Genomic DNA, 24,798 nt, shown 5'->3' with positions numbered 1-24,798 from the left:
CGCCGGATCATCGTGGAGCACGGGATCGGCCGGTTGAGGCGGTTCGCGGCGGTGATACCGAATCCGGCTGATGCGTAACCCTCTCCAACGGTGGGAGGGTTCACCATGACGCGACTACCCGTTGCCGACTACCTGACACCGGCGGAGATCGACCGCCGCTATCGCACCTGCCCGGACGCGGCCGAGAAGTCCCGGTGGCACGTCCTCTGGCTGGTCACCCGGCCCGACCGCCCGGTCTCGGCCACCGCGGCCGCGAAGGTCGTCGGGTACACCCCGGCGTGGGGGCGGGCGATCCTCAAGCGGTACAACGCCCGCGGCCCCGACGCCCTCCCCGACGGCCGCAAGGGCAATGGGGCCGACCCGGTCCTGTCCCCGGACCGGCAGGCCGAGTTGTTCGCCGCCCTCCAGGCCGACCCGCCCGACGGCGGGCTGTGGAGCGGGCCGAAGGTGGCCGCGTTCGTGAGGGACCGGTTCGGGGTCGAGGTGTGGGCCCAGACCGGGTGGCAGTGGCTCAAGGACCTCGGGTTCCGGCTCGTGGTGCCCCGCCCCCGGCACCCGAAGGCGGCGGCCCCCGACGAGCAGCGGAGGTGGCTTTGACCGGCTCCGCGAGCGGATGGCCGAGTTGCGGCGGGAAAACCCGGACAAGGAGGTCGAGTTGTGGTGCGAGGACGAGGCCCGGCTCGGCCTCAAGCCGGTCGCCCGGCGGGTGTGGGCGCTCCGGGGCACCCGGCCGACGAGCAACGGGCGGCACAAGTTCGAGTCCCTGTTCGTGTACGGGTTCGCCCACCCGGGGACCGGGCGGAGCCGGTTCTCGGTCCGACCGAAGGCGAACGCCCAATGCATGGGGGAGGCGCTGGCCGACTTCGCCGGGTGGGCGGACCCGGACGGGCGGAAGGTGCTGGTGGTGGTCGTGGACGGGTCGGGCGGTCACACGGCGAAGAAGCTGGTCGTCCCGCCGAACGTGGTCCTGCACCGGCAGCCGAGTTGTACCCCGGAGTTGCAACCGGCCGAGCACCTGTGGCCGCTGGTCCGGGAGGGTCTGGCCAACCGGGTGTTCGACACCCTGCCGGCGTTGACCGAGGTGCTGACGGCCCGGTGCCAGTGGCTGGCCGACCACCCCGACGTGGTCGGCGGGGCGGTCGGGTTCCACTGGGCCGTCGCCGCCTGACGGTTACCGATCAACCGGACTTGGTATGAGTCACGTGAACCGGCATCGGCGGGAGGGCCACGCGGTGCGGGTGAGGGCCATCGCCGGACTGGTGAACCGGATGCTCGACGCCTGAACCGAACCGCCTACCCGCCACGCGGCGGGTGCGCACCGGCACCGAGCTTATCGTGAAGAACATCTAATGGTTACTCGGGTCCGACCAGTCCAGATGCCACCGGCTCGCCTACGTTACGCTTGTCAGCGACAACAAGCGGAAACTGTGTTCTTAACGAAGTGACAACAAAACGCCTTCAGGAGACGATTCCAGCGGGATCATACCTTTGGCTGAAGACCGGCGATCTGCTGGTGCAGCGATCAAACACGATCGAACTTGTTGGAACTGCCGCAGTGTATGATGGGCCTCTCAACACATTCGTTTACCCCGATTTGATGATGAGGATGCGGCTCAAGGAGTCAGCGACTACAAGATTCGTGTGGCGTTACATCAATAGCCTTGCTGGCCGCACTTTCTTCACGCGTATGGCGGCAGGTTCCTCTGGGAGTATGCCCAAAGTCAGTGGGACGAAACTCCGCACAATGCAGATTCCGCTTCCCCCACTGCCGGAGCAACGGCGGATCGCGGACGTGCTGGACCGGGCAGAATCGTTGCGGGCCAAACGCCGCGATGCCCTCGCCAAACTCGATACTCTCACGCAAGCAATCTTCACAGATATGTTTGAGACGACATCGGCCATTCGCTCCGAATCTCAACTTGTTCGCCTTGCTGACGTCTCCACCAGAATAACTGACGGCACGCACCTGACGCCTCAGTTTCTTGAATCTGGAGTGCCCTTCCTCTTCGTGACGAATGTGAGGAACGGGCGAATCAGTTTTGAAACAGACATATTCATTTCCGACGCGGATTACCAACGGCTCTACCAACGGTGTCCAGTGGAGGAGGGCGATATCCTTTACACCACAGTTGGAGCGACTTACGGCCATGCGGCGGGTGTTGGCGGTTTCACAAAGTTCGCATTCCAACGCCACATTGCCCATGTGAAACCAGACCGAACCCGGATTCATCCTCAATTCTTGGCGGCGTTGATGCAGTTGCCACTCGTCAAACGGCAAGCTGACCGGTGGGCAAGAGGGGCAGCACAACCAACAGTGAATTTGAAGGAACTGAGAGAATTTTTGATTCCCTGCCCACCCCTTCTGCGGCAGCAAGAGTTCGCCCGGCGTGTGACGGCGGTGGAACAACTGAGATCGGCGCATCGGGCGTCGCTGGTTCAACTGGACGCGTTGTTTGCTTCACTGCAACACCGGGCATTCCGGGGGGAACTCCAACCATGCGCGGGGAGTTCCTCGCAGTGTGGTCCGAAACCATCCGCAAGATCTGGTCGATCCTCGCCGAGGATGAGGCGGCACCGCCAGAATTGTTCGGCGAGTTGTACCGAGAGTTGGTTGCGGCACTGAAGGTCAAGCCGTCGGCGGAAGAGCTTGCGGACACCATCGAAGACCAGGCCCGGAGCCGCGAGGCGTTCGAGAGCGTCGCTGCGGCGGAACTGCTCGGCGAGCGGGCCGTGGTCAAGTTTCTCGAATCGGCCCACGACGTGTTCGACGACCTTGGTGACGAGGCAGTGGCGAACCGTTACTTCAACGTCCTGGCCGCGTTTGTTGAAAAGTACAGCCTCCGCTACGACCTCCGTCGGCCGTGCTGCTTGTGCCCAACACTTGCGGGTGTGTTCACCAACCTGTTCCGTGAGCTCCGGGTCGCCGCGGGTCTCGACGCCCACCTCGCGAGCCTGATGCACGCCTTCGAGGACGGCATTCGCGACCTGCGGGACGACTGGACCGAGGTACGGATAAAGACCTGCATTCAGCGGCAGATGAACCTGCTGGAGGCGTTCGGTGCCGTGTGCAAGGGCGTGACCGGGGACACGCTCGGCAAGATCTGCGACCAGGTGGGGACGTGGCCGCACACGGACATCAAAAGGGCGCTGAAGAGCCTGTACGGGTTCGCCTCGGACTACCCCGGCATTCGGCACGGCGGGGCGCCGTCGAGCGCCCTGCGGGTGATCGAGCTGCGGGACCTGATCGCGATCTCGGTCCTGCTGACGGGCTTCACCCCGTACCTCACCGACCTGCTCGACGCCGACCTCGTGTACCGCGGAGCTTGACATGAAGGCGACCGAAGCCAAGCTGCTCGACTTCCTCAAGAAGTCCCCGCAGTTCGTGATCCCGATCTACCAGCGCACCTACTCGTGGACCGACAAGGAGTGCGGGCAGCTATGGGCCGACGTGGTGCGGACCGGGGCCGACCCGGCCGTCAAGGTCCACTTCATCGGCTCCATCGTGTACATCGAGAGCGGGCTCTTGCAGGTCACGCACCAGTCGCCGCTCCTGGTCATCGACGGCCAGCAGCGGCTGACCACCGTCACGCTCCTGATCGCGGCCCTGGCGAAGGCCCTGGGGGACGCCGAGCCGGTCGCCGACTTCTCCGCCGAGAAGCTCCGGGGCTACTTCCTGCTCAACCCGCTGGAGAAGGGGGAGCGCCGCCACAAGCTGCTCCTGTCGCAGACCGACAAGGCGTCCCTGACGGCGATCGTCGGCGGGACCGAGCTGCCGCCCGGCCCCTCGCTCCGGGTGACGCAGAACTTCCGGTTCTTCGAGGACGCGATCGCCGCCCGCAAGGGGGACCTCGAAGCCGTGTGCCTCGGCCTGGCGAAGCTCGTGGTGGTGGACATCGCCCTGACCCGCGACCAGGACAACCCCCAGCTCATTTTCGAGAGCATGAACTCGACGGGCCGCGAGCTCAGTCAGGCCGACCTGATCCGCAACTTCATCCTGATGGGGCTCGAACCGGACACCCAGACGCGCCTGTACGAGCAGTACTGACGGCCGATGGAGGTGGGGTTCGGGCAGGAGGCGTACGGCACGCACTTCGACGCCTTCATGCGCCACTACCTCACCCTGAGGACGGGCGAGATCCCCAACCTGAGCGCGGTGTACGACGCGTTCAAGGCGCACGCCCGCGCGCCGCGGGCGGCCGCGGCCGGCGTGGAGGCCCTCGTCAGGGACATCCGCAACCACGCCCGGTACTTCTGCGCCATGTCGCTCGGGGCCGAGCCCGACGCCGACCTCAAACTCGCCTTCCACGACCTGCGGGAGCTGAAGGTCGACGTCGCCTACCCCTTCTTGCTCGAACTCTACGAGGACTACGAGGACGGGGTGCTGCCCAAGGGGGACTTCGTCGCCGCCGTGCGGCTCGTCGAGGCGTACGTGTTCCGGCGGGCGGTCTGCGCCATCCCCACGAACTCGATGAACAAGACGTTCTCCTCGTTCACGAAGGTGCTGAAGAAGGACCGGTACCTGGAGAGTATCCAGGCCCACCTCCTGAACCTGCCCTCGTACCGCCGGTTCCCCACGGACGAGGAGTTCCGGCGCGACATCCAGACGCGGGACCTGTACAACTTCGGCACGCGCCGGACGTTCTGGCTCCGCCGCCTCGAAAACCACGGCCGCAAGGAGCGGGTCCCGGTCGACGAGTACACCATCGAACACGTCCTGCCCCAGAACCCGAACCTGTCGGCCGCGTGGCGGGCGGCGCTGGGACCGGAGTGGGAGCGGGTCCAGCAGACGTGGCTGCACACGCTCGGGAACTTGACGCTGACCGGGTACAACTCCGAGTACAGCGACCGGCCGTTCTCAGAGAAGCGCGACATGGCGGGCGGATTCAAGGAGAGCCCGCTCAAGCTCAACGCGGGGCTCGGGTCCCTCGACCGGTGGGACGAGGCGGCGATCAAGGCGCGGGCGGCGCGCCTCGCCGACCTGGCGCTCCAGGCGTGGAGCCTGCCCCAGGTCCCCGCCGACGTGCTGGCGGCCTACCGCCCCAGGGCGACCGCTTCCGCCGGGTACACCATCGACGACCACCTGAACCTGGTTTCGGGCTCCATGCGCGAAGTGTTCGAGGCGTTCCGCAAGGAGGTGCGGGCCCTCGACCCGTGCGTGGCCGAGGAGTTCCTGAAGCTCTACGTCGCGTACAAGGCGGAGACGAACTTCGTCGACGTCGTGCCGCAGGCGAAGCGGCTCCGCCTCTCGCTGAACATGCCGTTCGCCGACGTCACCGACCCCAGGGGCCTGTGCAAGGACGTGAGCGGCCTGGGCCGCTGGGGCAACGGGGACGTCGAGGTCAGCCTCGCGTCCCTCGCCGAACTGCCCTACGCCCTGGGGCTGGTGCGGCAGTCCTTCGAGCGGCAGATGGGGAACGGGGAGTCATGAGCCACTTTTCGTACCTGAGGGCCGAATGGCCCGACGTCCACGAGGCGGCCACACGCGCCGAGTCGGCCGTCCACCCGGACCCGCGGACCGCGTGCTTCTACGCGCGGCGGGCCCTGGAACTGCTCGTCCACTGGCTGTACAAGCACGACTCGACGCTGCACCTGCCGTACCAGGACAACCTCAGCGCGCTTGTCCACGAGCCGAGCTTCAAGGCCGCCGCCGGGGACGCGGTGTTCAACAAGGCCCGGTTCGTCACGCGGCTCGGGAACAACGCCGTCCACAGCCACCGGGCGGTTCTACAATACGACGCACAGACGGCCGTGCGGGAACTCTCCTGAGTTTGGGGTCCGGCGTGTCACGCCAGCCGTGGACGCGCGGACCCCGCCGCCTCAAGCGTGCAGACGCCGCAGGGTGGCCTGAAAAATCGAGTCTTCGGTCGTGGGCGTGCTTCGACCGCAGGGAAGTTGAGGCAAACAGGAGGGCAAACAGGATGCTGTCGGGAACAGCCGGAAAACGAAGAAGCCCTGCAAACTGTTACGTTTGCAGGGCTTCTGTTAGCGAGGACGACGGGACTCGAACCCGCAACCACCGGATCGACAGTCCGGTACTCTAACCAATTGAGCTACGTCCCCAACAATCATTTGGTTGTTTGCCAACAGACCCATGTCGAAAGTTGCGACGATGCGGTTTGTGGGCCACTTCCGTAGCAAATTCTACTGCGGCACGCGGGAGTGGCAAGTCCAGCCGGCGCAACAAACCGAGCGAAAGTTTGTCCCGAGCGTACCGGAACGGGGTGCGTGTCGGGCGGGTGGTGCCGCGGGGCGGTCCGAGCCGCCCCGCAGGACCACGGCGGTCACTTCTTCTTCTTGAACACGTCCAGCTTCTTGTCCTTGTCTTCCAGCTCCAGGACGTCGTCGGTCAGCTTCTTGATCGTGACCGTCTCCTTCACCGTCTCGCTCTCGACCTTCAGCTCGACGTTGATCTTGTCCTTCTCGAGCTTGTACGTCCCCTCGAACTTGATCTCCTTGCCGTCCGCCTTCACGACGGCCGCGAGCTTCCCGTCCTTCGTGAACTCCACCGTGCTGCCGGCCGGCAGGTCGCCGCCCGCCTTCTCCACCACCCACACGCCGATCAGCTTCTTCGCGTTATCGTCTTCCGCCCGGGCGGTGCCGGCGAACGCCACGAGAACGACGCCCAGGACCGCGGTGCAAACGGACTTCATCTCGATTCCTCCGAGTGTCCCGCGGGGGCGCACCAGCCGCGTGCCGGCACCCTGCCGCGGGTCGCTGTGTGATCGTACGGAGCCGCCGCGGCGAAGGAAATAGGGGCCGTGTCCAAATGCCGCACACCCGCGGGCCTACGCCGCCGGTCGGGCCAGCACCTCGCCCACCGCGGCGGCGATGGCGCCCACCTCGGCCAGCGCGCCGGCCCCGACGTCCCCGCACGCCAGCGCCTTTGTGACCGGCGGGACGATGCGGAGCGTCTTGCTGCGGTCGTTGATCTGCGCGATGAGGGGAAGGTCTTCGAGGTGCCCCGGGATGTGCCCGGCCCCCATGTCGGCGGCGACCGACCGGAGGTGCCGGCGGGTGAACGGGTGCTGCCACATGAGCGTGTTCATCGCCGGGGCCAGGACCACCGGCTTCGCCAGGTCCCACGCCCGCCACACGCACGTCAGGCAGTTGTCGCACAGGCCGACGGCCAGCTTCGCCAGCGTGTTCGCGTCGAGCGGCGCGACCACGAGTGCGTCGGCCCACTTCCGCAACTCGATGTGGAGCACCGCGTCGCCGCGCGCGTACCGGCCGCCCGCGTCGCGGCCGGGCCACTCGTCGGCGTCGCGGACCAGGTCCGGGCCGAGCGGGGCCGGGTCGAAGAAGTACAGGGCCGCGTCGGTGGCGACGACCTTCACTTTGTGGCCGGCGGCGGCGAGCGCCTGGACCAGCGCCGGGACGCGGACCGCCGCGACGCTCCCGGTCGCCCCGAGGAGGATGTTTGCCATGCCTTCAGATACCGGTTCCGGGTTCCGAGTTTAAAGTTTCACGTCGAACGCCCCGTGCGGTGCGCCCACAACTTCAAACTCGAAACTAGAACGCCCACCGGGGTCCGCGTCTATCTCGGTTGCGGCTTCGCCGGCGGGAACTCGATGCCCGCGAGGTGCGCCGCGAGCGTCTGGTCCGGGCTCGCGGCGGCCTCCCGGAGCCGCGGCAGGAGCGGGCCGGGGTTCGGGTTCGTGCGGAGCGCCTGGAGGTAGTCGAGCAGCGCCTTGCGGGCCGCCGGGTCGCTCTTCAGCATGTAGTGGACCCACGCCCACGCCTCGCGGTACTCGGGCTTCTCCATCTGCTTCACCTGGTCGAACTTCTCCAGCCGCGCCAGGTTCGGCTCGAACGGGGTGCGGCGGAGCGCGTCCAGGTGCTGCGGGTTCACCCCCGCGTTCCCCGGCGGCAGTTCGAAGTACCCCGCGAGCCCCTCGTCGAGCCACAGCGGCACGTTCTTCAGCACCCCGTTGAGCAGCGCGTGCGTCAGCTCGTGCCGCAGGTCGGTCCGCAGGTGGTCGCCGACCCAGGTGAAGATCTTCAGCTCCTCGCCGCCGCCCACCCGCGGCTCGGCGAAGAAGTACGCCCGCCGGGCCGGCTGCGCCTTGTACCGCCCGACCTTCGGGTCGAACATGTACCGCTCGTACCGCTCCTGCGTGTCGAACAGGAACACCTGCACCACGGCGTTGCCGGGCGGCAGCCGGAGCTCGCCGTACACCTGGTCCGGGAGGGTCTCGGGCTCGGCGAAGAGCGGGTCGGCGGTGTCGAGGTCGAAGTCGTAGTAGAACACGCAGCACCCGCGGCGGGTGGCGTGCTTGCCCGGGAGCGTCGGGGCGGCGGGGCCGGGCGGCGGGGCCGGCTCGGCCGACCGGGCCACGGGCTCGGCGGGGCGGTCCGGGTGGATCGTCTCGCACCCGACGGGGCAGCACAGCAGCCCGGCCGCGAGGCTCAGCGCGGTGACCGCGGCACGGGTTCGCTGCGGGGAGTACGGCATGCGGTTGCCCCGGGGCCGGAAGGCCGCCTGACGCCAGGCGTACCGGTTCTAATTCGGCTGCCGGGCGCGCGGGTCTTCACAATTGTGCCGGGAATACCGGTCGTGCGACCGTTACCCGAGCGCCCGGCCGGCGCGGCGGTTCCGCGCCACCTTGTCGGCCGTCGCCCGGGATACCAGCTCCCACCAGCTTTTCCAGCCCACCTGGAACGCGGGGCCGGCCCCGAGGTAGGCGAGCAGGAACCGCAGCCGCTCGGCCCGCGTGACCGCCGGCGCGCCCAGGAAGCTCGCGCTCAGCCGGGCCAGCTCCTTCGCGCGGCGGGCCACGCCGATCGCCGCGACGGTCCGCACCCCCACCAGGTCGATCAGCACCGGGTCGCGGCCGCGGGCCAGCAGGACGTTCGACGCCTTCAGGTCGCGGTGCGACACCCCGCGGTCGTGCATCGCCCGGAGCGTGCGGGCCAGGGCCGCGAGCGCGTCGCGGGGAACGGTCCCCGGGGCCGCGGCCGCGTCCAGCGGCACCGCGTCGGGGACCATCTCGGTGAGCAGGTAGCCCTCGGTCGGGAGCCCGCGGCGGTAGCGGTGGAACGCGGCGAGCGGCCGCGGCGTCGGCAGGCCCCGGTCGCGGAGCGTGTGCCCGTTCACCCACGACCGCACCACCGCCGACCGGCGGAAGAAGTTCTTGAACGGCTCGGCCCACGTCCGCACGTTGACCCGCTTCAGGACGACCGGGACCGGCCCCGCGGGCGAGGGCAGCTCGAACGCCGCGACGGTCGACGTCTTGCTGTCCTTGAGGACGCGCGTGCCGGGCTGGGCGAACACCGCGTCCGGGTTCTCCAGCAGCGACCGCAGCGCGTAGTCGGGCACGTCGCGGACCGCGAGCCCGCGGACGTCGCCGCGCTTCACCCGCCGCAGGGTGCGGTTCGAGCCGAGCCACCGGCCCTCGCGCTTGGCCCACAGGTGCAGGTTCGAGGCGTGCGTCTCGGCCTCCAGCTCGCGGGCCTGGTCCCGGAGCACCAGGTGCGACGGGAGCGGGAGCGACGCCCGGGTGCGGCGGTAGTGGTGCCAGAACCGCGCCCGCTCCGGCCGGGTGGCGCGGAGCTGGAAGAACCGGTTGAACAGCGCCAGGTTCGCGAGGCTCCTGGGCCACGACAGCGGCGGCCCGAGCCGCACCGCGTGCAGGTCGAGGAGCGTGAGCCGCGGGACGCGGCACGCCGGCATTTCGAGGAGCAGGTTCCCGGGGTGCGGGTCCGGGTGCGCGATCCCCGCGTCGTGGAGCCGGGCGAAGAACTCGGCCAGCGCGACCGTGAGCTGCTGGCCCGTGGCCCGCTGCTGGGCGGGCGGCAGCGCGGCGAACTCGGTTTCGAGGAAGTCGAGGAACGGCACGGCCGCGACGCCGCGGGTGATGAGGTAGCTCTCCCCCGGCCACCGGGTGTCGTTGGCCCCCCACGCGAGCGGCTCGATGGCCGGCACCCCGCGCATCCGCAGCGTGGTCGCGTTGTCGAACTCGAGCCGCGCCTTCGGCGCGCGGATCCACTCCCGGGCCCACGCCCGCGGCCCGGTGATCCGGCAGTGCTTCACGAACACGGTGGCGGCCGGCAGCTCGACGCGGTACACGGTGCGGGCCGGGTTCGCCTTCACCACGACCGCGAGGCCGTCGGCGACCCACCGGTCCAGTTGCGGCCCGTCGCGGCCGAACACCGCGGCCCCCGCCGGCGCGACCCGCCAGACGTGCCGGCCGGCCCGCACCACCGGCAGGCCGGTCGGGCGGGTCAGCGTCGCGAGCTTGTGGAACAGGTCGGCGAGCATGGGCGGGTCACCCTGACTTTCGCACGGGGCCGACGCGGAGCCGGTGCAGGGCGGCGAACCACCCGCGGCCCCCGGCGGCGACGCTGTACCGGTCGGTCACCTGCCGCCGCCCGGCCGCCCCGAGCCGGTGCCGCAAGCCGGCATCGGCGGCTAGCGCCGAGACGGCCGCGACCCAGTCGTCGGTGGTGACGGCAAGGAACCCGGTCTCGTGGGAGCGGACCATTTCGGCCTGCACGCCGACCGGGTTGGCGACGACGGGGAGCCCCGCGGCCTGGTACTGGAGCACCTTCAGCCCGCACTTGCCGGCGCTCCACGGGTCGTCGGGCACCCAGCCGATGCCGATGTCGGCGGCCGCGATCTCGGCGGCCTCGGTCTCATGCGTCCACTCTACCGCGTCGACCGGCAGGTCCGGGATCGTCGGGAACTGGTCGCACACGACCTTCAGCCGTACGCCGGGCACGGAACGCCCGATCGCCGAGAGCGTGGGGGCGAACTGTTGCAGCCCGCGGAGGGTGCTCCGCGACCCGACCCACACGAGCCGCACCGCGCCGGTCTGCATGTGCGTCGCGACGGGGTAGTGCTGCGGCTCCACGCACGTCGGGATCACCACGACCCGCTCGGGGGCGGTGTGCTCGCGGGCCGCGGCGGCGAGGTACTCGTTGCCGGCGACGACGAGGTCGCACGCGGCCACGGTCGCCCGGAACCGCCGCAGCCGCTTCGGGTCGGCGAACCCCTGGTGCGCGTAGGAGTCCCGCAACCAGACGGCGTCGTCGAAGTCGAAGATGAGGCGGGGGACGCGGCGGCGGAGCAGGGCGATCGCCCACGTCGGGAGGAGCTTGCGCTGGAGGACGACGGCGTCGGCGTTCAACTCGCGGCCGATGCCGAGGCGGCCGAACGTGGTGCGGGGCAGGGCGCGGACGTCGAGCGTGTGGCCGAACGCGGCGAGCGCGTCGCGGAACGCGATCACCCGGTACCGGCAGCAGACGTGTTCGGCGGATTCGACCAGCGCGACAACCCGCACCGCAAGCCCTCCATGGCCCGGGGACAGTGGACAGTGTGTAGCGGTCAGTGGGCAGTTAAGTCGGATGCAGAGGGGCGCGCCAGGAGGCGCTCGTCTCCCCACTGCCCACTCTCCACTGCCCACTCCTCACCTGCGCCGGCGGGTCGCCATCTCGCGGGCGATCTGCCGCTTCGCGTCGGCGTCCTTGAGCGCCTCGCGCTTGTCGTGGACCTGCTTGCCCTTGCCGACCGCGAGTTCGAGCTTGGCCCGCCCCTCGCGGAAGTACATCCGCAGCGGCACGAGCGTGAGCCCCTTCTCGCTGGCCTTCCCGGCGAACCGCTCGATCTCGCGGCGGTGCATCAGCAGCTTCCGCTCGCGCTTCGGCTTGTGGTTGAGCCGGTTCCCGAACTCGTACTCGGGGATCTCGGCCCCGATCAGCCACGCCTCGCCGCCGTCTACGCGGGCGTAGGCGTCGTCGAGGTTCCCGAACCCGGCGCGGAGGCTCTTCACCTCGGTCCCGACGAGCACGATGCCGCACTCGATCTGGTCGAGGATCTCGTAGTCGTGCGTGGCGCGGCGGTTCCGGCAGATGTTCACCGTGCCGTCGGCCGCTTCCTTTTTGTCCTTCTTCGCCATGATGCAATCCGGGTGGGCCAACCGAGCCCGCGTATCTTACCAGCACGGCGGCCCGATTCGTAGACCAGTCCACCAGCACACGCCATGCCCCGGTTCGTCATCCTCGCCCACGACTGGCCGACCCCGCACTGGGACCTGCTCCTGGAAGCCGGCCCGGTGCTGCGCGCGTGGCGATTGCTCGCCGAGCCGGCCGCGGGCCGTGCGGTGCCGGCCGAGCCGAACGCCGACCACCGGCTCCATTACCTCGACTACGAAGGCCCGGTAACCGGCGGCCGCGGCACCGTGACCCGCTGGGACGCCGGCACGTTCGACTGGCTCGCGGACACGCCGGACCGCGTCGAAGTCGAACTCCGCGGCGCGCGGCTCACCGGCCGCTGGATCGTCGCCGCGAGCGCGAACGGCTTCGTGTTTCACGGCGAGCCGGGAGCGTAAGCGACCGGAGCAACGCGAAGCACAAGACTCCGGTCGCTTACGCTCCCGGCTCGCCCTAAGCGTCACGGCCCGATGGCGGATGGCAGCGGCAGGTCGGTGCGGGTTCGGCCGGCGACGACCACCTTCCCGTCGCGGACCTCCAGGGTCAGCACGTTCGACGCCGGCAGCGGCTGGTCCGGGAAGAACCGGAACAGGCCGACCGGGTTCCCGTTGTGGCGGTACCACGTCACGTCGATGTTCGACCCGCGGGCCGCCTCGGCGATGCCGTCGAGGACCGTCTGCGTGCCGACCGTCAACCGCCCGGCCCGGAGGTCGCACACCTCAACGGCCATCACGTTCGGCTCGTTCGCGACCAGCCACGCCCGGAGTTCGATCCACACGATGGTGGCGAACAGTCCGGTGCCGTACCGGAACCCGATCTTGAGCCGGTCGCCCTCGATCGCCACCCGCGGGTCGTGGCACCCCTCGGGCAACAGCGACGCGAGGCTGCCGGTGGCCGCCATCGTCTCGGCGAAGAAGCAGTTCAACTCCTCGGCGGTGAACGTCTCGCCCCACTCGGCCTTCGTCCGCACGTCGGTCTTCAGGTCCTGAATGCGGGTGAGGACGTGCGACGCCTTCTCGCGGGTGTCGAAGTCGCCGGGGCACGCGGCGTGAGTGTAGAACGGCGGCTCGCACTTGAGCAGCGCGGCCAGCCCGCCGACCACGCCGGCGGCGATCAGGCCGACAATGCCGACGGCCACGAGCATCGGTCGGCGGCGGAACATGCGGCGGCTCCGGGGGTGACGGTTGACCGGGGGGAATAGCCGGGGCCGGCGGCGCGGTCAACGCGAATCGGGCGGCACCGGTTGCGCCGGTTCGGCGGGCCGGCGGCGGTCCCAACCCGGCGGAAGACGTGGCAAACGGTTCGCGGGGCGGGTACGTTATCATGTGAGAGACCGCGTCCGCCCCCGGCGAAGGAATCCGGCCATGAACCGTTCGCGTCCCGCCTCCCGGCCGCTGGCCGCCGCCCTCCTCGGGGCGGGCATGTTCGCCGCCGCCGCCGACGCGCAGCCGCCCCGCCGCCCGCCGCTCGACCCGCTCGCCGAGGCCGTCGCCCGCCAGAAGATCGCCGACCAGAAGGCCGAGTCGGACGTCCTCAACGCCGTCGCCGACGCGGACCGGCTCGCGAAGACGAACCGCGTCCGGGCCGCGCAACTCCTCAAGGCCGCACAGGTCAACGTCATCGACCTGTCCCCGGCGCTGAGCGACGCGACCCGCCGCACCCTCACGGACCTCCTGAACCGCAAGGTCGCCGCCATCGAGGGGCGGGCCGTTGCGCAGCCCGAGGTCAAGAACGACCCGGTCGCGGTCGGCGTCAAGAACGACAAGTCGGCCGCGTTCGACGGCTACGTCCGCGAGGTCAGGGCGGTGAAGGAGGGGATCGACCGCGTCGCCGAGTACAAGCGGTCGGGGCAGACCAAGGAGGCCGACCGCGAGGTCGCCGCGCTCACGCGCCTCTACCCGAACAACCCCGCGGTCATCAGCCTTCAAACGCAGAACGGGTTCGGCGACCGGGTGAAGGACTCGGCCGACTTCGCGCAGCTCCAGCAGTCGCGGATCACGCTGGCGATGAACGACGTGATGAAGTCGTCGCTCCCGGCGCTCGGCGACGTCGAGTTCCCGAAGGACTGGAAGGAGAAGACCGCCCGCCGGCTCAAGACCATCGAGCTGACCGACGCCGAGAAGAAGATCATCGAGTCGCTGAACAAGCCGGTCCAGTTCGACTGGAACAACCGCCCGCTCGACGAGGCGCTCCAGGAGCTTTCCACGAAGCTCGACCAGAAGCTGTTCATCGACAAGAAGTCGGTGGACGACCTGGGCATCGACCTGCGGAAGCCGGTGAGCCTGCAGGCGAACGGCGTGGCGTCCCGCACGGTGCTGCGGCAGATCCTCGCGTCGCAGGGGCTCACGTTCGTCGTCAAAGACCAGGTGATCCAGGTCGTGGACGTCGAGAAGGCGAAGAACATGCTCGTCACCCGGGTGTACTACCTGGGCGACGTGGTGCAGGGGGTCGGCCCGTTCGCCGGGAGCCTGACGTGGGGGCCGCTCGTCGACTTCCAGCAGACGATGGCGAACGTGGACGCGATCATGAAGTCGATCCGCACGTCGGTCGACCCGCTGAGCTGGAAGGAGAACGGCGGCCCGGCGTCGGTGACGTTCCACTTCCCGAGCATGTCGATCATCGTGCGGGCCTCGGCCGAGGTCCATGCGGCGCTCGGCACGAGCATGGGCGGGCGCTGAGCGGGGAACGAAGAGGGATTGGCCGCAAAAAAGCACAAAAGTCACAAAAGAAGACAGCAGATAAGCAGAAGCGACCCGTTGCACGGGTCGCTTCTCTTTTTTGTGACTTCTGTGCTTTTTTGCGGCCAATCCCTCTTCGTTCTTCCTTACACGCGACTGAACACGGGCCGCGGTTCGGGTGCGGGTGCGACCACTTCTCCGGCAACCGGCGCTTCCACCACCTCCGGGCCGATCACCGTCGCGCCCGACGGCGTCCCGCGGACGCGGTCGAGGAACGCGGCCGTTCGCGTGAGCCCTTCGCGGAGCCGCCCGTCGTCGGCCGCGAAGCCGATGCGGACGTGCCCGACGCCCGACGGCCCGAAGGCGTACCCGTGGCCGACCTGCACCCGCTGCTCGCGGAACAGCCGCTCGGCGAAGGTGCGGCCGTCCATACCGAGCCCCGCGACCGGCACCCACAGGAACAGTCCGCCGGCGGGCCGGTCCGGTTCGAGGCCCATCGCCCGCAGCCGGTCGAAGGCGTAATCGCACTTCTGCTTCAGGCGGTCGAGCGAGGTGCGGAACTCGGTATCGGGTTCGCACAGCGCGCGTGCGGCGGCGTGCTGGCACACCGCGGGCACGAACGGCGCGTTCAGGTTCTGCATCAGCCCGCACGCGCGAACGAGGTGCCGCGGGCCGGTGAGCCAGCCGACGCGGAGCGCGCCCAGGCCAAACTCCTGCGTCACGGAGCCGACCGTGAGGATGCGCTTCTCCGCCCCGGCGAGCTTGCCGAACGTCTTGCTCGCGGTGCCGAACTGGAAGCGTGCGAACGATTCGTCGGCCAGAACCAGCACGTTGTACGCTGCGGCGATCCAGGCGAGGTGGTCGAGGTCTTCGTCCGCGATGCTCGCGCCGGTCGGGTTGGTCGGGGCCGACAGCAGCAGCACCTTCGCGCCGCGCATCGCCTTCTCGAACGCCGCCGCGGGGTAGCGGCACCGGCCGTCCTCGGCCCACGTCGGCACCCACCGCACCGTCGCGTGCCGCGACTTCGCCCCGAGGTGGAACAGCGCCGCCGACGGGTCGAACATGACGACGCGGTCGCCTGGATTCACGAACGCATCGAGCGCCGCGGCGAGCGCGCCGGTGGCCCCGTGCGTGACGAGCACCTCGGTTTCGGGGTCGAGCGCGCGGCCGCCGAACCGAGCGGCGCGTGCCGCGATGGCTTCGCGCAGCTCGGCAATGCCGTTTGGGGGCGGGTTACCGTAGCGGTCCGCCGTGAACCGCCCAAGGCTGACGCCCGACTCGGACCGCGGCGCGGCGGGGTTCAGGTCGATGACGTCCGGCCCGTCGGCGCCCGGGACGAACCCCGGGTCGAGGAACTCTTCAACGGGCGCGGCGAGGACGCGGTCGGAGTAGTGCCGGAGGAAGGCGGTGCCGCCGTCGGTGAGCCGCTTGGCCCGCGGCGTGAACCGCGCGACGCCCGTGCGGACGAGCAGTTTCGTGAGCCAGAAGGGTAGCCCCACGGTCGGCCTCCTTGCCGGTTGTGTCGAGGACGAGGGCCGGCATTGTGACCGACCGCGACCGGGCGTGTAAAGCCCAGCGCGAAAGCGGGGCGATGCGACCGCCGAGTTTGGCGAATCCTGAGCGCCAGCGAGGGGGTGAGGCGCACCCCCTCGCTGGCGCTCAGGGTTCGCCCGGTCGCCTACGCTATCCGGCAGCATCCTCGCGGTTCATCTCGATGGCCTCTCCGAGTGCTTCGCGAAGGTTGTCCAATAACTCCTCGCACGTCGCTCCCTGCGAGTTCACCCCGGACACCTCCTGAACCCAACCGATCCACCAGTCGCCATCCTTACGGATGACCGCCGTGTACGCAGCAGACATGCGATAACCTCCCGCAGCGCCCCAGTGTCCGCGCTGCCGCCCCGTCGGGGGATTATGGTTGCAGTCCCGGAGGGACGACAGTCCGTAGCCCAGGGTGCAAACCCTGGGGTCTTGTGCCAGTATAATCCCGCCATGAGCCACACGCACCACGACACCCGCCAGACCCCCCCGGGCTTCCCCACGGTCCGGCCGCGGCGGCTGCGGTACAACCCGCTCGTCCGCGACCTCGTCCGCGAGACCGAACTCTCGACGCGCGACCTCATCCTTCCGCTGTTCGTGCGGCCGGGGACGGGCGTGCGGCAGGAGATCGGGTCGATGCCGGGGAACTACCAACTCAGCGTCGACACGCTCGTCGAGGAGGTCGGGGCGGCCCGCGACCTCGGCGTCACGGCGTTCATGTTCTTCGGCATCCCCGAGTTCAAGGACGCCACCGGGTCGAGCGCGCTGCTCGACACCGGCATCGTGCAACAGGCCCTGCGCGCGACCCGCAAGGCGTTCGGCACCAGCGTGCTGCTCATCCCGGACGAGTGCTTCTGCGAGTACACCGACCACGGCCACTGCGGCATCCTCCACGACCACGGCGGCCGGCAGGACGTGGACAACGACGCGACGCTCGAAATCCTCGCCGAGCAGTGCGTGAGCCACGCGAGGGCCGGGGCCGACGTGATCGCGCCGAGCGGGATGATGGACGGCATGGTCGGCGCGATCCGCCGCGGGCTCGACGCGGCCGGGTTCACGAACGTCCCGATCCTCAGCTACGCGGCGAAGTACGCCTCGGGGTTCTACGGCCCGTTCCGCGACGCGGCCGAGTCGCCCCCGCAGTTCGGCGACCGCAACACCTATCAGATGGACCCGGCGAACAGCGACGAGGCGATGAAGGAGGTCGCGCTCGACATCGCCGAGGGGGCCGACATGATCATGGTGAAGCCGGCGCTGTCGTACCTCGACATCATACGCCGGGTGAAGGAGCGGTTCGAGGTGCCGGTGGCGGCGTACAACGTGAGCGGCGAGTTCGCGATGGTGAAGGCGGCCGCCGCGAAGGGGTGGATCGACGAGCGCAGGGTGACCCTCGAAATCCTCACGAGCATCCGCCGCGCCGGCTCCGACATGATCCTGACGTACCACGCCCGCGACGTGGCGCGGTGGCTCAAGAGCGGGTGAAGGCAGAAGACGGCTTGGCCGCACAAAAGCACAGAAGTCACAAAAGAAGACAGCAGACGAGCGGAGGAGACCCGTGAAACGGGTCTCCTCTCTTCTTTGTGACTTCTGTGCTTTTGTGCGGCCAATCTGCTTCGTGTTGTGTGTTCATCTGTCGAGTATTCGGCCGCCGCGTAGAATGGTTGCACCCGCGGAGCCGCACGTCATGGCCGATGAACCCGTTCCCGTCGCCGCCGATCCCAACGACCCCTCGGTAAAGGTCCGCACGTTCCCAAGTGGCCCCGGCGTGTACCTCATGAAGGACGCGGGCGGGAACGTCATCTACGTCGGCAAGGCCAAGAGCCTCCGGAGCCGGGCCGGGTCGTACTTCTCGAAGGAGGCCGCGAGCGACCCCCGCATCCGCGACTGGATCGGGTTCATCCGCGACATCGACTTCATCGAGACCGCCGACCCGATCGCCGCGATGTTCACCGAAGCGCGGATGATCAAGGACCTGCGGCCCAAGTTCAACAAGGACCTGAAGGACGACAAGACCTTCCCGTACCTGCAAATCCGCACCCGCGAGGAGTTCCCGCGGGTCGAGATCACCCGGAAGCCGAAGCAGAAGGGCGTGCGGCTGTACGGCCCGTTCACGAACACGCGGCAACTCCGCATGGCGATGGACGTGCTCCAGCGGTTGTTCCAGTTCCGCACGTGCAAGCTCGACATCAAGTCGTCGGAGACGAAGTGGAAGTGGTTCCGCCCGTGCCTGCTCCACAGCATCCGCCGCTGCACCGCCCCGTGCAACTTCCGCGTCACCCGCGACGAGTACCGGATGCAGGTGAAGAAGCTCGTGTTCATCCTGGAGGGGAAGAAGGACAAGCTGATCCGCCGCATGGAGCGCGAGATGGTCGTTGCGAGTGAGGCGCTCAACTTCGAAAAGGCCAAGCGCATCCGCGACGAGGTCGGCGCGCTGCGCAACCTCGACCTGCGGGGCGACGCGAAGACCGACCTGCAGCCCGAGGTGTTCCCGATCGACCCGAAGAAGGGGCTGCACGGGCTCCGCAAGGTGCTCGGGCTCGCGAAGACGCCGCGGACGATCGAGGGCATGGACATCGCCCACATCCAGGGGCAGGACACGGTCGCGTCGCTGGTGACGTTCCTCGACGGGCTCCCGTTCAAGCCCGGCTACCGGCGGTTCAAGATCAAGTCGGTGGAGGGGGTGGACGACTTCGCGAGCATGCGCGAGGTCGTGACGCGCCGGTTCCGCCGCTTGAACGAAGAAGACGAGGTGTTCCCGGACATCCTGCTGATCGACGGCGGGAAGGGGCAGCTCAACGCGGCGGTCGACGCGTTCAAGAGCCTGGGCATCGAGCCGCCGTGCCTGATCTCGCTGGCGAAGCAGGAGGAGGAAATCTTCCGCCCCGGCGAGTCGGAGTCGATCAAGTTGAGCCGCCACTCGGCGGCGCTGCGGCTGCTCCAGTACGTCCGCGACGAGTCGCACCGCTTCGCCCAGCACTACCACCACATGCTCCGCCGCAAGCGCATGACGGGGGAGTGAGGCAGGCCCGGTGCGCCGGGGTGTTCAGCCCCGGAGGGGCGACCGACGGTAGCCAGGGGTGGAGCGAGTCATCGAGCGGGAACCCCTGGTCCGGGGCGATCCGCGTCGCGCCGGGGACCAGGGGTTTGCCCGCACGCGGGCCGCACCCCTGGCTACCATCGGTCGCCCCCTCCGGGGCTACAAGGGGTTATTCGATCCGGCCGCGAAGTGCAGCGATCAGCACCAGGAGCCAGTGGCACGGGAGCAGCGCCACGGCGATTGAGAACGGAATTGCGATGAACTGCCAGCCGCCGAGCGAGCCTTCCGTCAGCGCCCAGACGTGCCCGCACACCACGGCGAGGGTGGTCGCGATCGTGCCCCAGTAATTCGGGAACACCTCGCACACCAACCCCGAGAGCCCCCAGAACAGCATCCAGGGCACCGCAAAACAGACCGCGCCACCGATCGCACGCGACAAGTCGGGCGGTCCCATTGCCGCGCTCAGCGAGACGAACCACGCCACCCCGAACAGGAACCCGAAGAGCAGCCCGGATGCGTAGCGCCACGGACGCAGGCAGCGGAGCACGGTGCGGGCGGCGGTCATGAGCGTCACCCCAGTTCCCACTCCTGCTTCTGCATCTCGGCGAGGCGGGCGTGGTCGGTCAAGTCGAACTTGAGCGGGGTCACGGTGATGTAGCTGTCGGCGAGCGCTTCCACGTCGGTGCCGGGCCGCGGGTCGGGGCACAGGAAGTCCGGCCCGGCCCAGAAGTACGTGCGGCCCCGCGGGTTCACCCGGCGGTCGAACTTCTCCGTGTACGGCGACACGTTCTGCGGCAGCACCTTCACGCCCTTGATCGGGCCGCGCTCCAGCACCGGGATGTTCACGTTGAACAGGCTCCCGGCGGCCGGGTTGGTCGCGAGGATCTGCTCGACCACCCGCCGCGCGTACCCGGCGGCGGTCGGGAAGTCGTAGATCTTCTTGTCGTACTCCAGCGACACGGCGATGGCGGTGTGCCGGTAGAACGCGCCCTCGATCGCCGCCGCCACGGTCCCCGAGTACAGCACGTTGATGCCCGCGTTGCTCCCCGCGTTCATCCCGCTCACGATCACGTCCGGCTTCTCGGGGAGCAGTTCCAGGAGCGCGAGCTTCACGCAGTCGGCCGGGCGGCCCTCGACGGCCCAGCCGATGAGCGCCTTGCCGTCGTCCTCGTACACCTCGCTGACGAGTAGCGGGTTCAGCAGCGTGACCGAGTGCCCCGCGGCGCTCTGCTCGGTCGCCGGGGCGACGACCGTGACCGTCCCGAGCTTCTGGAGTTCGTGCCGCAGCGCCCGCAGCCCGGGGGCGTAGATGCCGTCGTCGTTCGTGAGCAGGATCCGCATGGCGCCACTCCGTTGAGAAGGTGTTATTCAACGGAAAGGCGGCGACGGTGTCCGGTATTCATTCTGACGGGTGGGGCAGGCATTCTTGCCTGCCTCCGGGCGCGGTTGGAGGCAGGCAAGAATGCCTGCCCCACCAGACTAGACTGCACGAGTGCCTGCCCGGTTGCGTGCTACTCGCGGGCCGCCCGCTCCTTCAGCCCGTTGGCGACCCGCACCAGGTCGAGGAACTCGGTGCGGTGGCCGTTCGGGTCGTGCCGGAACCCGGCGCTGGCCCGGTCGAGCACGTCCGCGAGGCTGGCCCGGCCCTTGTACGGTGAGTCGCGGAGCACCAGCCCGAACTCGGCGACCGCGGCCGCGAACGCGAAGTCCTCGCCCATTGCCTTCTCAGCCTCCGCGGCCAGCACCTTCGCCAGCTCCTTGCTCGCGTCCCCGTCGGGCTCCTTGTACCGCACCTTCACCGTGAGCCACTCCGTCGAGGCGGCCGCGGGCTGCGCCGGTGTCTGGTACTTCAGCGGGTCAACGCCCGGCAGGTCGAGCTTCACGCCGACGGGGACGATCTCGTACAGCGCCGTGACCGTGTGCCCGCTGCCGACGTCGCCGGCGTCCCTCGCGTCGTCCTTGAAGTCCTCGGCCCTCAGAATGCGGTTCTCGTACCCGAGCAGCCGGTAGGCGGCGACCCTCGCCGGGTTGAACTCGACCTGGAACTTCACGTCCTTCGCCACGCACACGAGCGCGCCGCCCTCCTCGACGAACACCTTGCGGGCCTCGTCGATGCCGTCGATGTAGGCGTACTGCCCGTTCCCGTGGGTCGCGAGCTTCTCCAGGTTGCCGTTCTTCAAGTTGCCCATGCCGTACCCGAGCACGGTGAGGAACACGCGGCTCGCCCGCTCCCTCTCGACCAACTGCACCAGCTCGCTCTCGCTCGTCTGGCCCAGGTTGAAGTCGCCGTCGGTGCAGAGGATGATGCGGTTCGCGCCGCCCTCGATGAAGCCGCGGCGGGCCGTCTCGTAGGCGAGCTGGATGCCGCCCGAGCCGTTCGTGCCGCCGCCGGCCTGGAGCGACCGCACCGCGCCGAGGATGCGGGCGTGCAGGTTGCCGGGCGTGGGCGGGAGCCTCAGCCCCGCGTCGCCGGCGTAGGTGACGATGCTGACGCGGTCGCTCGCCGTGAGCCGCTCGACGAGCAGCTCGATCGACTTCTTCACGAGCGGCAGGCGGGTCTCGCCGTCCATCGAGCCGGACGTGTCGATGAGGAACACGAGGTTGCGGGGCGGGAGTTCGCGGGCGGCGAGCGAGCGGGCCTTCACGCCGATGCGGGCGAGCTTGTGGGCCGGCCGCCACGGGCACGGGGCGAGGTCGAGCGTCAGTGACACCGGGTCGTCACCGGCCGGCTCGGGGTAGCGGTACGGGAAGTAGTTCACGAGGTCGGCGAGGAACACGGCGTCCCGCGGCGGGAGCGCGCCCTGGGTGAGGAACCGCCGCACGTTCGAGTACGACGCGGTGTTCACGTCGGCCGAGAACGTCGAGAGCGGCGCGACCGCGGGCGACCGGAACGGGTTCTCGACGATGGTGCCGTAGGCCTCGGCGTTGGCGTGGTCGAAGTCCGGGCCGCTGGGTTCCGCCGGCGCGCCGCCCTTCGGGGCCGCCGCCCCGCGGTGCGCGGCCCCGCGTTCGCCGCAGCCGCACCCGGTCGTGAGCAGGATGAAACCGAAAACGGGGACGCAGGCCACGAAACGTGACATACCGGCCTCGGGACTTGAGTGTGGGATCGGCAGCGACTTGTTCTGGAAAGATGAGCCGCGGCGTGCGACTTTATTCCCGGGTGCGGCGCTTACAATGGCCCGTACCGTTCGCCAGGAGGACCCGATGACCGCACCCGCCCGCGTCCTGCTCGCCCTCGCGTTCGCCTGCCTCGTTCCGACCGCCCTGCGGGCCGCCGAGCCCGAGGCCGGCGTGAAGGTGACCCGCACCGTCGCCTACGCCAAGGTCGGCGACGAGAAGCTGTACCTCGACGTCGCGGTGCCCCCGGGGCCGGGGCCGTTCCCGTGCCTCGTGATGATCCACGGCGGCGCGTGGCAGGGCGGGAGCCGCGGCGAGTTCTCCGTCGGCCGCGAGCGCGACGGCAAGAAGACCCCGAGCTGGATCGAGCAGGCCGCGGAGCAGGGGTACGTCGCCGCCGCGATCAGCTACCGCCTCGCCCCGAAGACCAAGTTCCCCGGGATGATCGAGGACTCGCGGAGCGCCGTGCGGTTCCTGCGGGCGCACGCCAAGGACTACAAGATCGACCTGGACAAGTTCGGGGCCGTCGGGTTCTCGGCCGGCGGGCACCTGTCGCTCCTGTGCGGGCTGTGCGACAAGTCGGCCGGGTTCGACGTGGGCGAGAACCTCGACCAGAGCGGCCAGGTGCAGTGCGTCGTCGACTTCTTCGGCCCGACCGACCTGAGCCTGTACGCCAACAGTCCCGGTGTCGTGGACGGGTACATCGTCCCGGTGTTCGGCAAGGAGGTGAAGACCGACGGCGCGGTCTACAAGAAAGCGTCGCCGCTCACCTACGTCACCAAGGCCGCGCCGCCGACGCTGATCTTCCACGGGACCATCGACCTGATCGTGCCGATCAAGCACTCCGAGGCGCTGCTCAAGGCGCTGACCGACGCGGGCGTGCCGGTCGAGATGCAGACGGTGCCGTTCGGCGGGCACGGGAACTGGAGCGACCGCGAGTACGCGAAGGCCGCCGCCGCGTCGTTCAAGTTCCTCGACACGCACCTGAAGGGGAAGAAATGACGGGTGTGCGGGATCAGGAGTCGGGGGTCCGGGATCGGCAAGTCGGTGCGGTGCCCGTCCCCGGCGTGCGTCCTGGGGGCGGTGGCGCTGTGCGTGCTCCCGGTCTTCGCCCACGGGTGCCACCGCGGCGACCACGACGACGAGCCGACCGTGGTGCCGGTCGAGAGCCGCATCGAACACGTGAGGTCGTCACAATGACGCGCGAGCTTGTTGCGGTACTTGCGGCCGGGTTGCTCGCCGCGTGCGTCGCCGTGACGCCGGGCGAAGTTCAGGGGTGCGGCGGTGCGTACCGCCACGGCGATTGGGTGGACGTCGCCGACGAAACCGCACTGATCGTCTGGGACGAGGCAGCGAGGACCGAGCACTTCATCCGCCAGGCGACGTTCGTCGGCACCGGCTACGACTTCGGGTTCCTCGTCCCCACGCCGAGCCGCCCGCAACTGGAAGTCGCGGACCCGGCACTCTTCACCGATTTGGCCAAGATCACCGAGCCGAAGACCGAGGTCCGTCACGAGTCGGTCGGGCCGTTCTCCTTCTTGGGCTGTGGCGGCGGCAGCGCGGCACCCGGGGGGGCCGACCGCGACACCGCGGTGCCCGCCGGGTTCGTGGTTCTGGAGCAGAAGCGCGTGGGCGACCTCGACGCCGCGGTGCTCGGCTTCCGCGACGGTGCCGGGCAGAAGCCCGAGGAGTCGGCGTTCGAACTTCTGGGCTGGTTGACCCGAAACCAGTACGCGGTCCGGCCGGAACTGGCCGCGTGGATCGCGCAGTACGCTCGCGACAAGTGGACCATCACCGCGTTCAAGATCGCCGGTGAGCGGCCGGCCGGTGTGGCGGGGGGACCGGCTCAGGGGACCGGCCGGGGCGACGCCCCGGCGCCGCGGGGGACCGCCCTCAAGGCGTCGGCCGTGCGGATGTCGTTCAAGACCGACCGGCCCTTCTTTCCGTACCGCGAACCGGCCGACCAGCGCGACGCGCGAGCGCAGGAGGTGAGGCGGTTGCTGCGGGTGTACGTCGCGGCCAAGCAGCGGATGGCCGGGAAGATCGGCAGTTCGACCGCATGGCCCGGGACGACGGCGTGGGCGAACGCGGTCACCGCCCCGGAGTGGAACGGTCTGCTGGGGAAGGCGAAGCTCGCGCCCGAAACGGCTCCGGGGCCGTGGTACCTCACGGAGTTCGAGGACCGGTCGACGCCGCGGCCCGGGATCGAGGAGGTCTACTTCGAGGCGTCCCCGGACCAGTCCGAGGTCGCCCGGCGGCCGAACATTCGCGTCGAGTACGGCTACGACTGGTTATCCTGGTCGGTGTGCGTCGGCGTTCCTGTCGCGATGCTCTTCGGCGGATTGCTACTCATCCGTTGGGTGCTGCGACAGGCCCGAACTGCCCCGCCAGCGGTTTGACTTGAGTTCGCTCGCACGAAGTCATTGGCCTCACGCGGGCCGCCACGGAGGGCGGCCCCTACAAACCACACACTTACCGTCTGGTAGGGGCCGCCCTCCGTGG

General features: G+C 69.2%; 24 protein-coding genes, 1 tRNA gene and 1 pseudogene. 13 read left to right on the top strand and 13 right to left on the bottom strand.

All coding sequences use genetic code 11. The annotated features are described in order from the left end of the window. Positions 1 to 105: 105 nt before the first annotated feature. The 6 genes and pseudogenes from ACTIGN_RS18620 to ACTIGN_RS18595 all read left to right on the top strand — a co-directional run bounded on the left by ACTIGN_RS18620 (position 106) and on the right by ACTIGN_RS18595 (position 5,766). Entirely contained in the window at positions 106 to 597 is a 492-nt protein-coding gene (locus tag ACTIGN_RS18620; RefSeq protein WP_439626534.1) for a winged helix-turn-helix domain-containing protein, read from the top strand. Positions 598 to 613: 16 nt separating this feature from the next. After that, positions 614 to 1,168, top strand: a complete 555-nt coding sequence (locus ACTIGN_RS18615; RefSeq protein WP_439626532.1) for a transposase — start codon at positions 614 to 616, stop codon at positions 1,166 to 1,168. Between the two features lie 273 nt (positions 1,169 to 1,441). After that, a complete protein-coding gene (locus ACTIGN_RS18610) occupies positions 1,442 to 2,623 on the top strand; it encodes a restriction endonuclease subunit S (protein ID WP_439626530.1) in 1,182 nt (393 codons plus the stop codon). Beyond that, complete coding sequence (locus ACTIGN_RS18605; RefSeq protein WP_439626528.1) at positions 2,518 to 3,327, top strand: hypothetical protein; 810 nt, start codon at positions 2,518 to 2,520, stop codon at positions 3,325 to 3,327. The genes ACTIGN_RS18610 and ACTIGN_RS18605 overlap by 106 nt, the downstream gene beginning before the upstream one ends. 1 nt (position 3,328) lies before the next feature. Then, positions 3,329 to 5,428, top strand: a pseudogene (locus tag ACTIGN_RS18600) (GmrSD restriction endonuclease domain-containing protein). After that, entirely contained in the window at positions 5,425 to 5,766 is a 342-nt protein-coding gene (locus ACTIGN_RS18595; protein ID WP_439626526.1) for a DUF4145 domain-containing protein, read from the top strand. The pseudogene ACTIGN_RS18600 and the gene ACTIGN_RS18595 overlap by 4 nt, the downstream one beginning before the upstream one ends. Positions 5,767 to 5,986: 220 nt before the next feature. Here the strand turns inward: ACTIGN_RS18595 and ACTIGN_RS18590 are convergent. The 7 genes from ACTIGN_RS18590 to smpB all read right to left on the bottom strand — a co-directional run bounded on the left by ACTIGN_RS18590 (position 5,987) and on the right by smpB (position 11,894). Further along, positions 5,987 to 6,060: transfer RNA gene (locus ACTIGN_RS18590), tRNA-Asp, on the bottom strand. Positions 6,061 to 6,281: 221 nt separating this feature from the next. Next, positions 6,282 to 6,650: a hypothetical protein gene (locus ACTIGN_RS18585; protein ID WP_439626524.1), complete on the bottom strand. Its 369-nt coding sequence runs from the start codon at positions 6,648 to 6,650 to the stop codon at positions 6,282 to 6,284. Between the two features lie 135 nt (positions 6,651 to 6,785). Continuing rightward, positions 6,786 to 7,424 carry a flavoprotein gene (locus tag ACTIGN_RS18580; RefSeq protein WP_439626522.1) on the bottom strand — a complete coding sequence of 213 codons (639 nt, stop codon included), beginning with the start codon at positions 7,422 to 7,424 and terminating at the stop codon, positions 6,786 to 6,788. A 110-nt stretch (positions 7,425 to 7,534) separates the two neighbouring features. Then, entirely contained in the window at positions 7,535 to 8,452 is a 918-nt protein-coding gene (locus ACTIGN_RS18575) for a hypothetical protein (RefSeq protein WP_439626520.1), read from the bottom strand. 111 nt (positions 8,453 to 8,563) lie between these two features. Then, positions 8,564 to 10,258 (bottom strand): lipopolysaccharide kinase InaA family protein, encoded by a 1,695-nt coding sequence (locus tag ACTIGN_RS18570; protein ID WP_439626519.1) that lies wholly within the window; start codon positions 10,256 to 10,258, stop codon positions 8,564 to 8,566. A gap of 7 nt (positions 10,259 to 10,265) precedes the next feature. After that, positions 10,266 to 11,279 carry a glycosyltransferase gene (locus ACTIGN_RS18565; RefSeq protein ID WP_439626517.1) on the bottom strand — a complete coding sequence of 338 codons (1,014 nt, stop codon included), beginning with the start codon at positions 11,277 to 11,279 and terminating at the stop codon, positions 10,266 to 10,268. A 126-nt stretch (positions 11,280 to 11,405) separates the two neighbouring features. Beyond that, a complete protein-coding gene (gene smpB, locus ACTIGN_RS18560; RefSeq protein WP_439626515.1) occupies positions 11,406 to 11,894 on the bottom strand; it encodes an SsrA-binding protein SmpB in 489 nt (162 codons plus the stop codon). 84 nt (positions 11,895 to 11,978) lie between these two features. Here smpB and ACTIGN_RS18555 point away from each other — a divergent pair, with 84 nt between their 5' ends. Then, positions 11,979 to 12,326: a DNA polymerase ligase N-terminal domain-containing protein gene (locus ACTIGN_RS18555; protein WP_439626513.1), complete on the top strand. Its 348-nt coding sequence runs from the start codon at positions 11,979 to 11,981 to the stop codon at positions 12,324 to 12,326. 62 nt (positions 12,327 to 12,388) lie between these two features. On the opposite strand, the gene ACTIGN_RS18550 is transcribed toward ACTIGN_RS18555, so the two are convergent. Then, positions 12,389 to 13,090: a hypothetical protein gene (locus tag ACTIGN_RS18550; RefSeq protein ID WP_439626511.1), complete on the bottom strand. Its 702-nt coding sequence runs from the start codon at positions 13,088 to 13,090 to the stop codon at positions 12,389 to 12,391. A gap of 202 nt (positions 13,091 to 13,292) precedes the next feature. On the opposite strand from ACTIGN_RS18550, the gene ACTIGN_RS18545 reads away from it, so the two are divergent. Continuing rightward, positions 13,293 to 14,606 carry a hypothetical protein gene (locus ACTIGN_RS18545; RefSeq protein ID WP_439626509.1) on the top strand — a complete coding sequence of 438 codons (1,314 nt, stop codon included), beginning with the start codon at positions 13,293 to 13,295 and terminating at the stop codon, positions 14,604 to 14,606. A 146-nt stretch (positions 14,607 to 14,752) separates the two neighbouring features. Here ACTIGN_RS18545 and ACTIGN_RS18540 read toward each other — a convergent pair whose 3' ends face one another. Next, positions 14,753 to 16,105 carry a pyridoxal phosphate-dependent aminotransferase gene (locus ACTIGN_RS18540; RefSeq protein ID WP_439626507.1) on the bottom strand — a complete coding sequence of 451 codons (1,353 nt, stop codon included), beginning with the start codon at positions 16,103 to 16,105 and terminating at the stop codon, positions 14,753 to 14,755. A 184-nt stretch (positions 16,106 to 16,289) separates the two neighbouring features. After that, positions 16,290 to 16,463: a type II toxin-antitoxin system HicB family antitoxin gene (locus tag ACTIGN_RS18535; protein WP_439626505.1), complete on the bottom strand. Its 174-nt coding sequence runs from the start codon at positions 16,461 to 16,463 to the stop codon at positions 16,290 to 16,292. A 132-nt stretch (positions 16,464 to 16,595) separates the two neighbouring features. Here ACTIGN_RS18535 and hemB point away from each other — a divergent pair, with 132 nt between their 5' ends. Together hemB and ACTIGN_RS18525 are read left to right on the top strand one after the other, a co-directional pair. Then, the gene (gene hemB, locus ACTIGN_RS18530; protein WP_439626503.1) at positions 16,596 to 17,624 is read left to right on the top strand and encodes a porphobilinogen synthase; all 1,029 of its coding nucleotides are present in this window, start codon (positions 16,596 to 16,598) and stop codon (positions 17,622 to 17,624) included. Between the two features lie 202 nt (positions 17,625 to 17,826). Then, on the top strand, positions 17,827 to 19,161 hold the full coding sequence (locus ACTIGN_RS18525; RefSeq protein WP_439626501.1) for an excinuclease ABC subunit UvrC: 1,335 nt from the start codon (positions 17,827 to 17,829) through the stop codon (positions 19,159 to 19,161). 187 nt (positions 19,162 to 19,348) lie between these two features. Here ACTIGN_RS18525 and ACTIGN_RS18520 read toward each other — a convergent pair whose 3' ends face one another. The 3 genes from ACTIGN_RS18520 to ACTIGN_RS18510 all read right to left on the bottom strand — a co-directional run bounded on the left by ACTIGN_RS18520 (position 19,349) and on the right by ACTIGN_RS18510 (position 22,259). Further along, complete coding sequence (locus ACTIGN_RS18520) at positions 19,349 to 19,744, bottom strand: hypothetical protein (protein WP_439626499.1); 396 nt, start codon at positions 19,742 to 19,744, stop codon at positions 19,349 to 19,351. Between the two features lie 5 nt (positions 19,745 to 19,749). Continuing rightward, positions 19,750 to 20,520, bottom strand: coding sequence for a 5'/3'-nucleotidase SurE (gene surE, locus ACTIGN_RS18515; RefSeq protein ID WP_439626497.1), 771 nt, complete (start codon positions 20,518 to 20,520; stop codon positions 19,750 to 19,752). 170 nt (positions 20,521 to 20,690) lie between these two features. Continuing rightward, on the bottom strand, positions 20,691 to 22,259 hold the full coding sequence (locus ACTIGN_RS18510; protein ID WP_439626495.1) for a vWA domain-containing protein: 1,569 nt from the start codon (positions 22,257 to 22,259) through the stop codon (positions 20,691 to 20,693). A gap of 124 nt (positions 22,260 to 22,383) precedes the next feature. Between ACTIGN_RS18510 and ACTIGN_RS18505 the strand changes: the two genes are divergently transcribed. The 3 genes from ACTIGN_RS18505 to ACTIGN_RS18495 are packed head-to-tail and all read left to right on the top strand — an operon-like array spanning position 22,384 to position 24,695. Continuing rightward, positions 22,384 to 23,298, top strand: coding sequence for an alpha/beta hydrolase fold domain-containing protein (locus tag ACTIGN_RS18505; RefSeq protein ID WP_439626493.1), 915 nt, complete (start codon positions 22,384 to 22,386; stop codon positions 23,296 to 23,298). Between the two features lie 3 nt (positions 23,299 to 23,301). Then, the gene (locus ACTIGN_RS18500) at positions 23,302 to 23,496 is read left to right on the top strand and encodes a hypothetical protein (protein WP_439626491.1); all 195 of its coding nucleotides are present in this window, start codon (positions 23,302 to 23,304) and stop codon (positions 23,494 to 23,496) included. After that, positions 23,493 to 24,695, top strand: a complete 1,203-nt coding sequence (locus ACTIGN_RS18495; RefSeq protein ID WP_439626489.1) for a DUF2330 domain-containing protein — start codon at positions 23,493 to 23,495, stop codon at positions 24,693 to 24,695. Before ACTIGN_RS18500 ends, ACTIGN_RS18495 begins: the two co-directional genes overlap by 4 nt. Positions 24,696 to 24,798 lie beyond the last annotated feature (103 nt).

Origin of the sequence: Gemmata sp. (genome assembly GCF_051859125.1) — a bacterium.
Classification (GTDB): Bacteria; Planctomycetota; Planctomycetia; order Gemmatales; family Gemmataceae; genus Gemmata.
The sequence above is the reverse complement of the archived record's forward strand: the minus strand, read 5'-3'. Positions and strand labels throughout refer to the sequence as shown.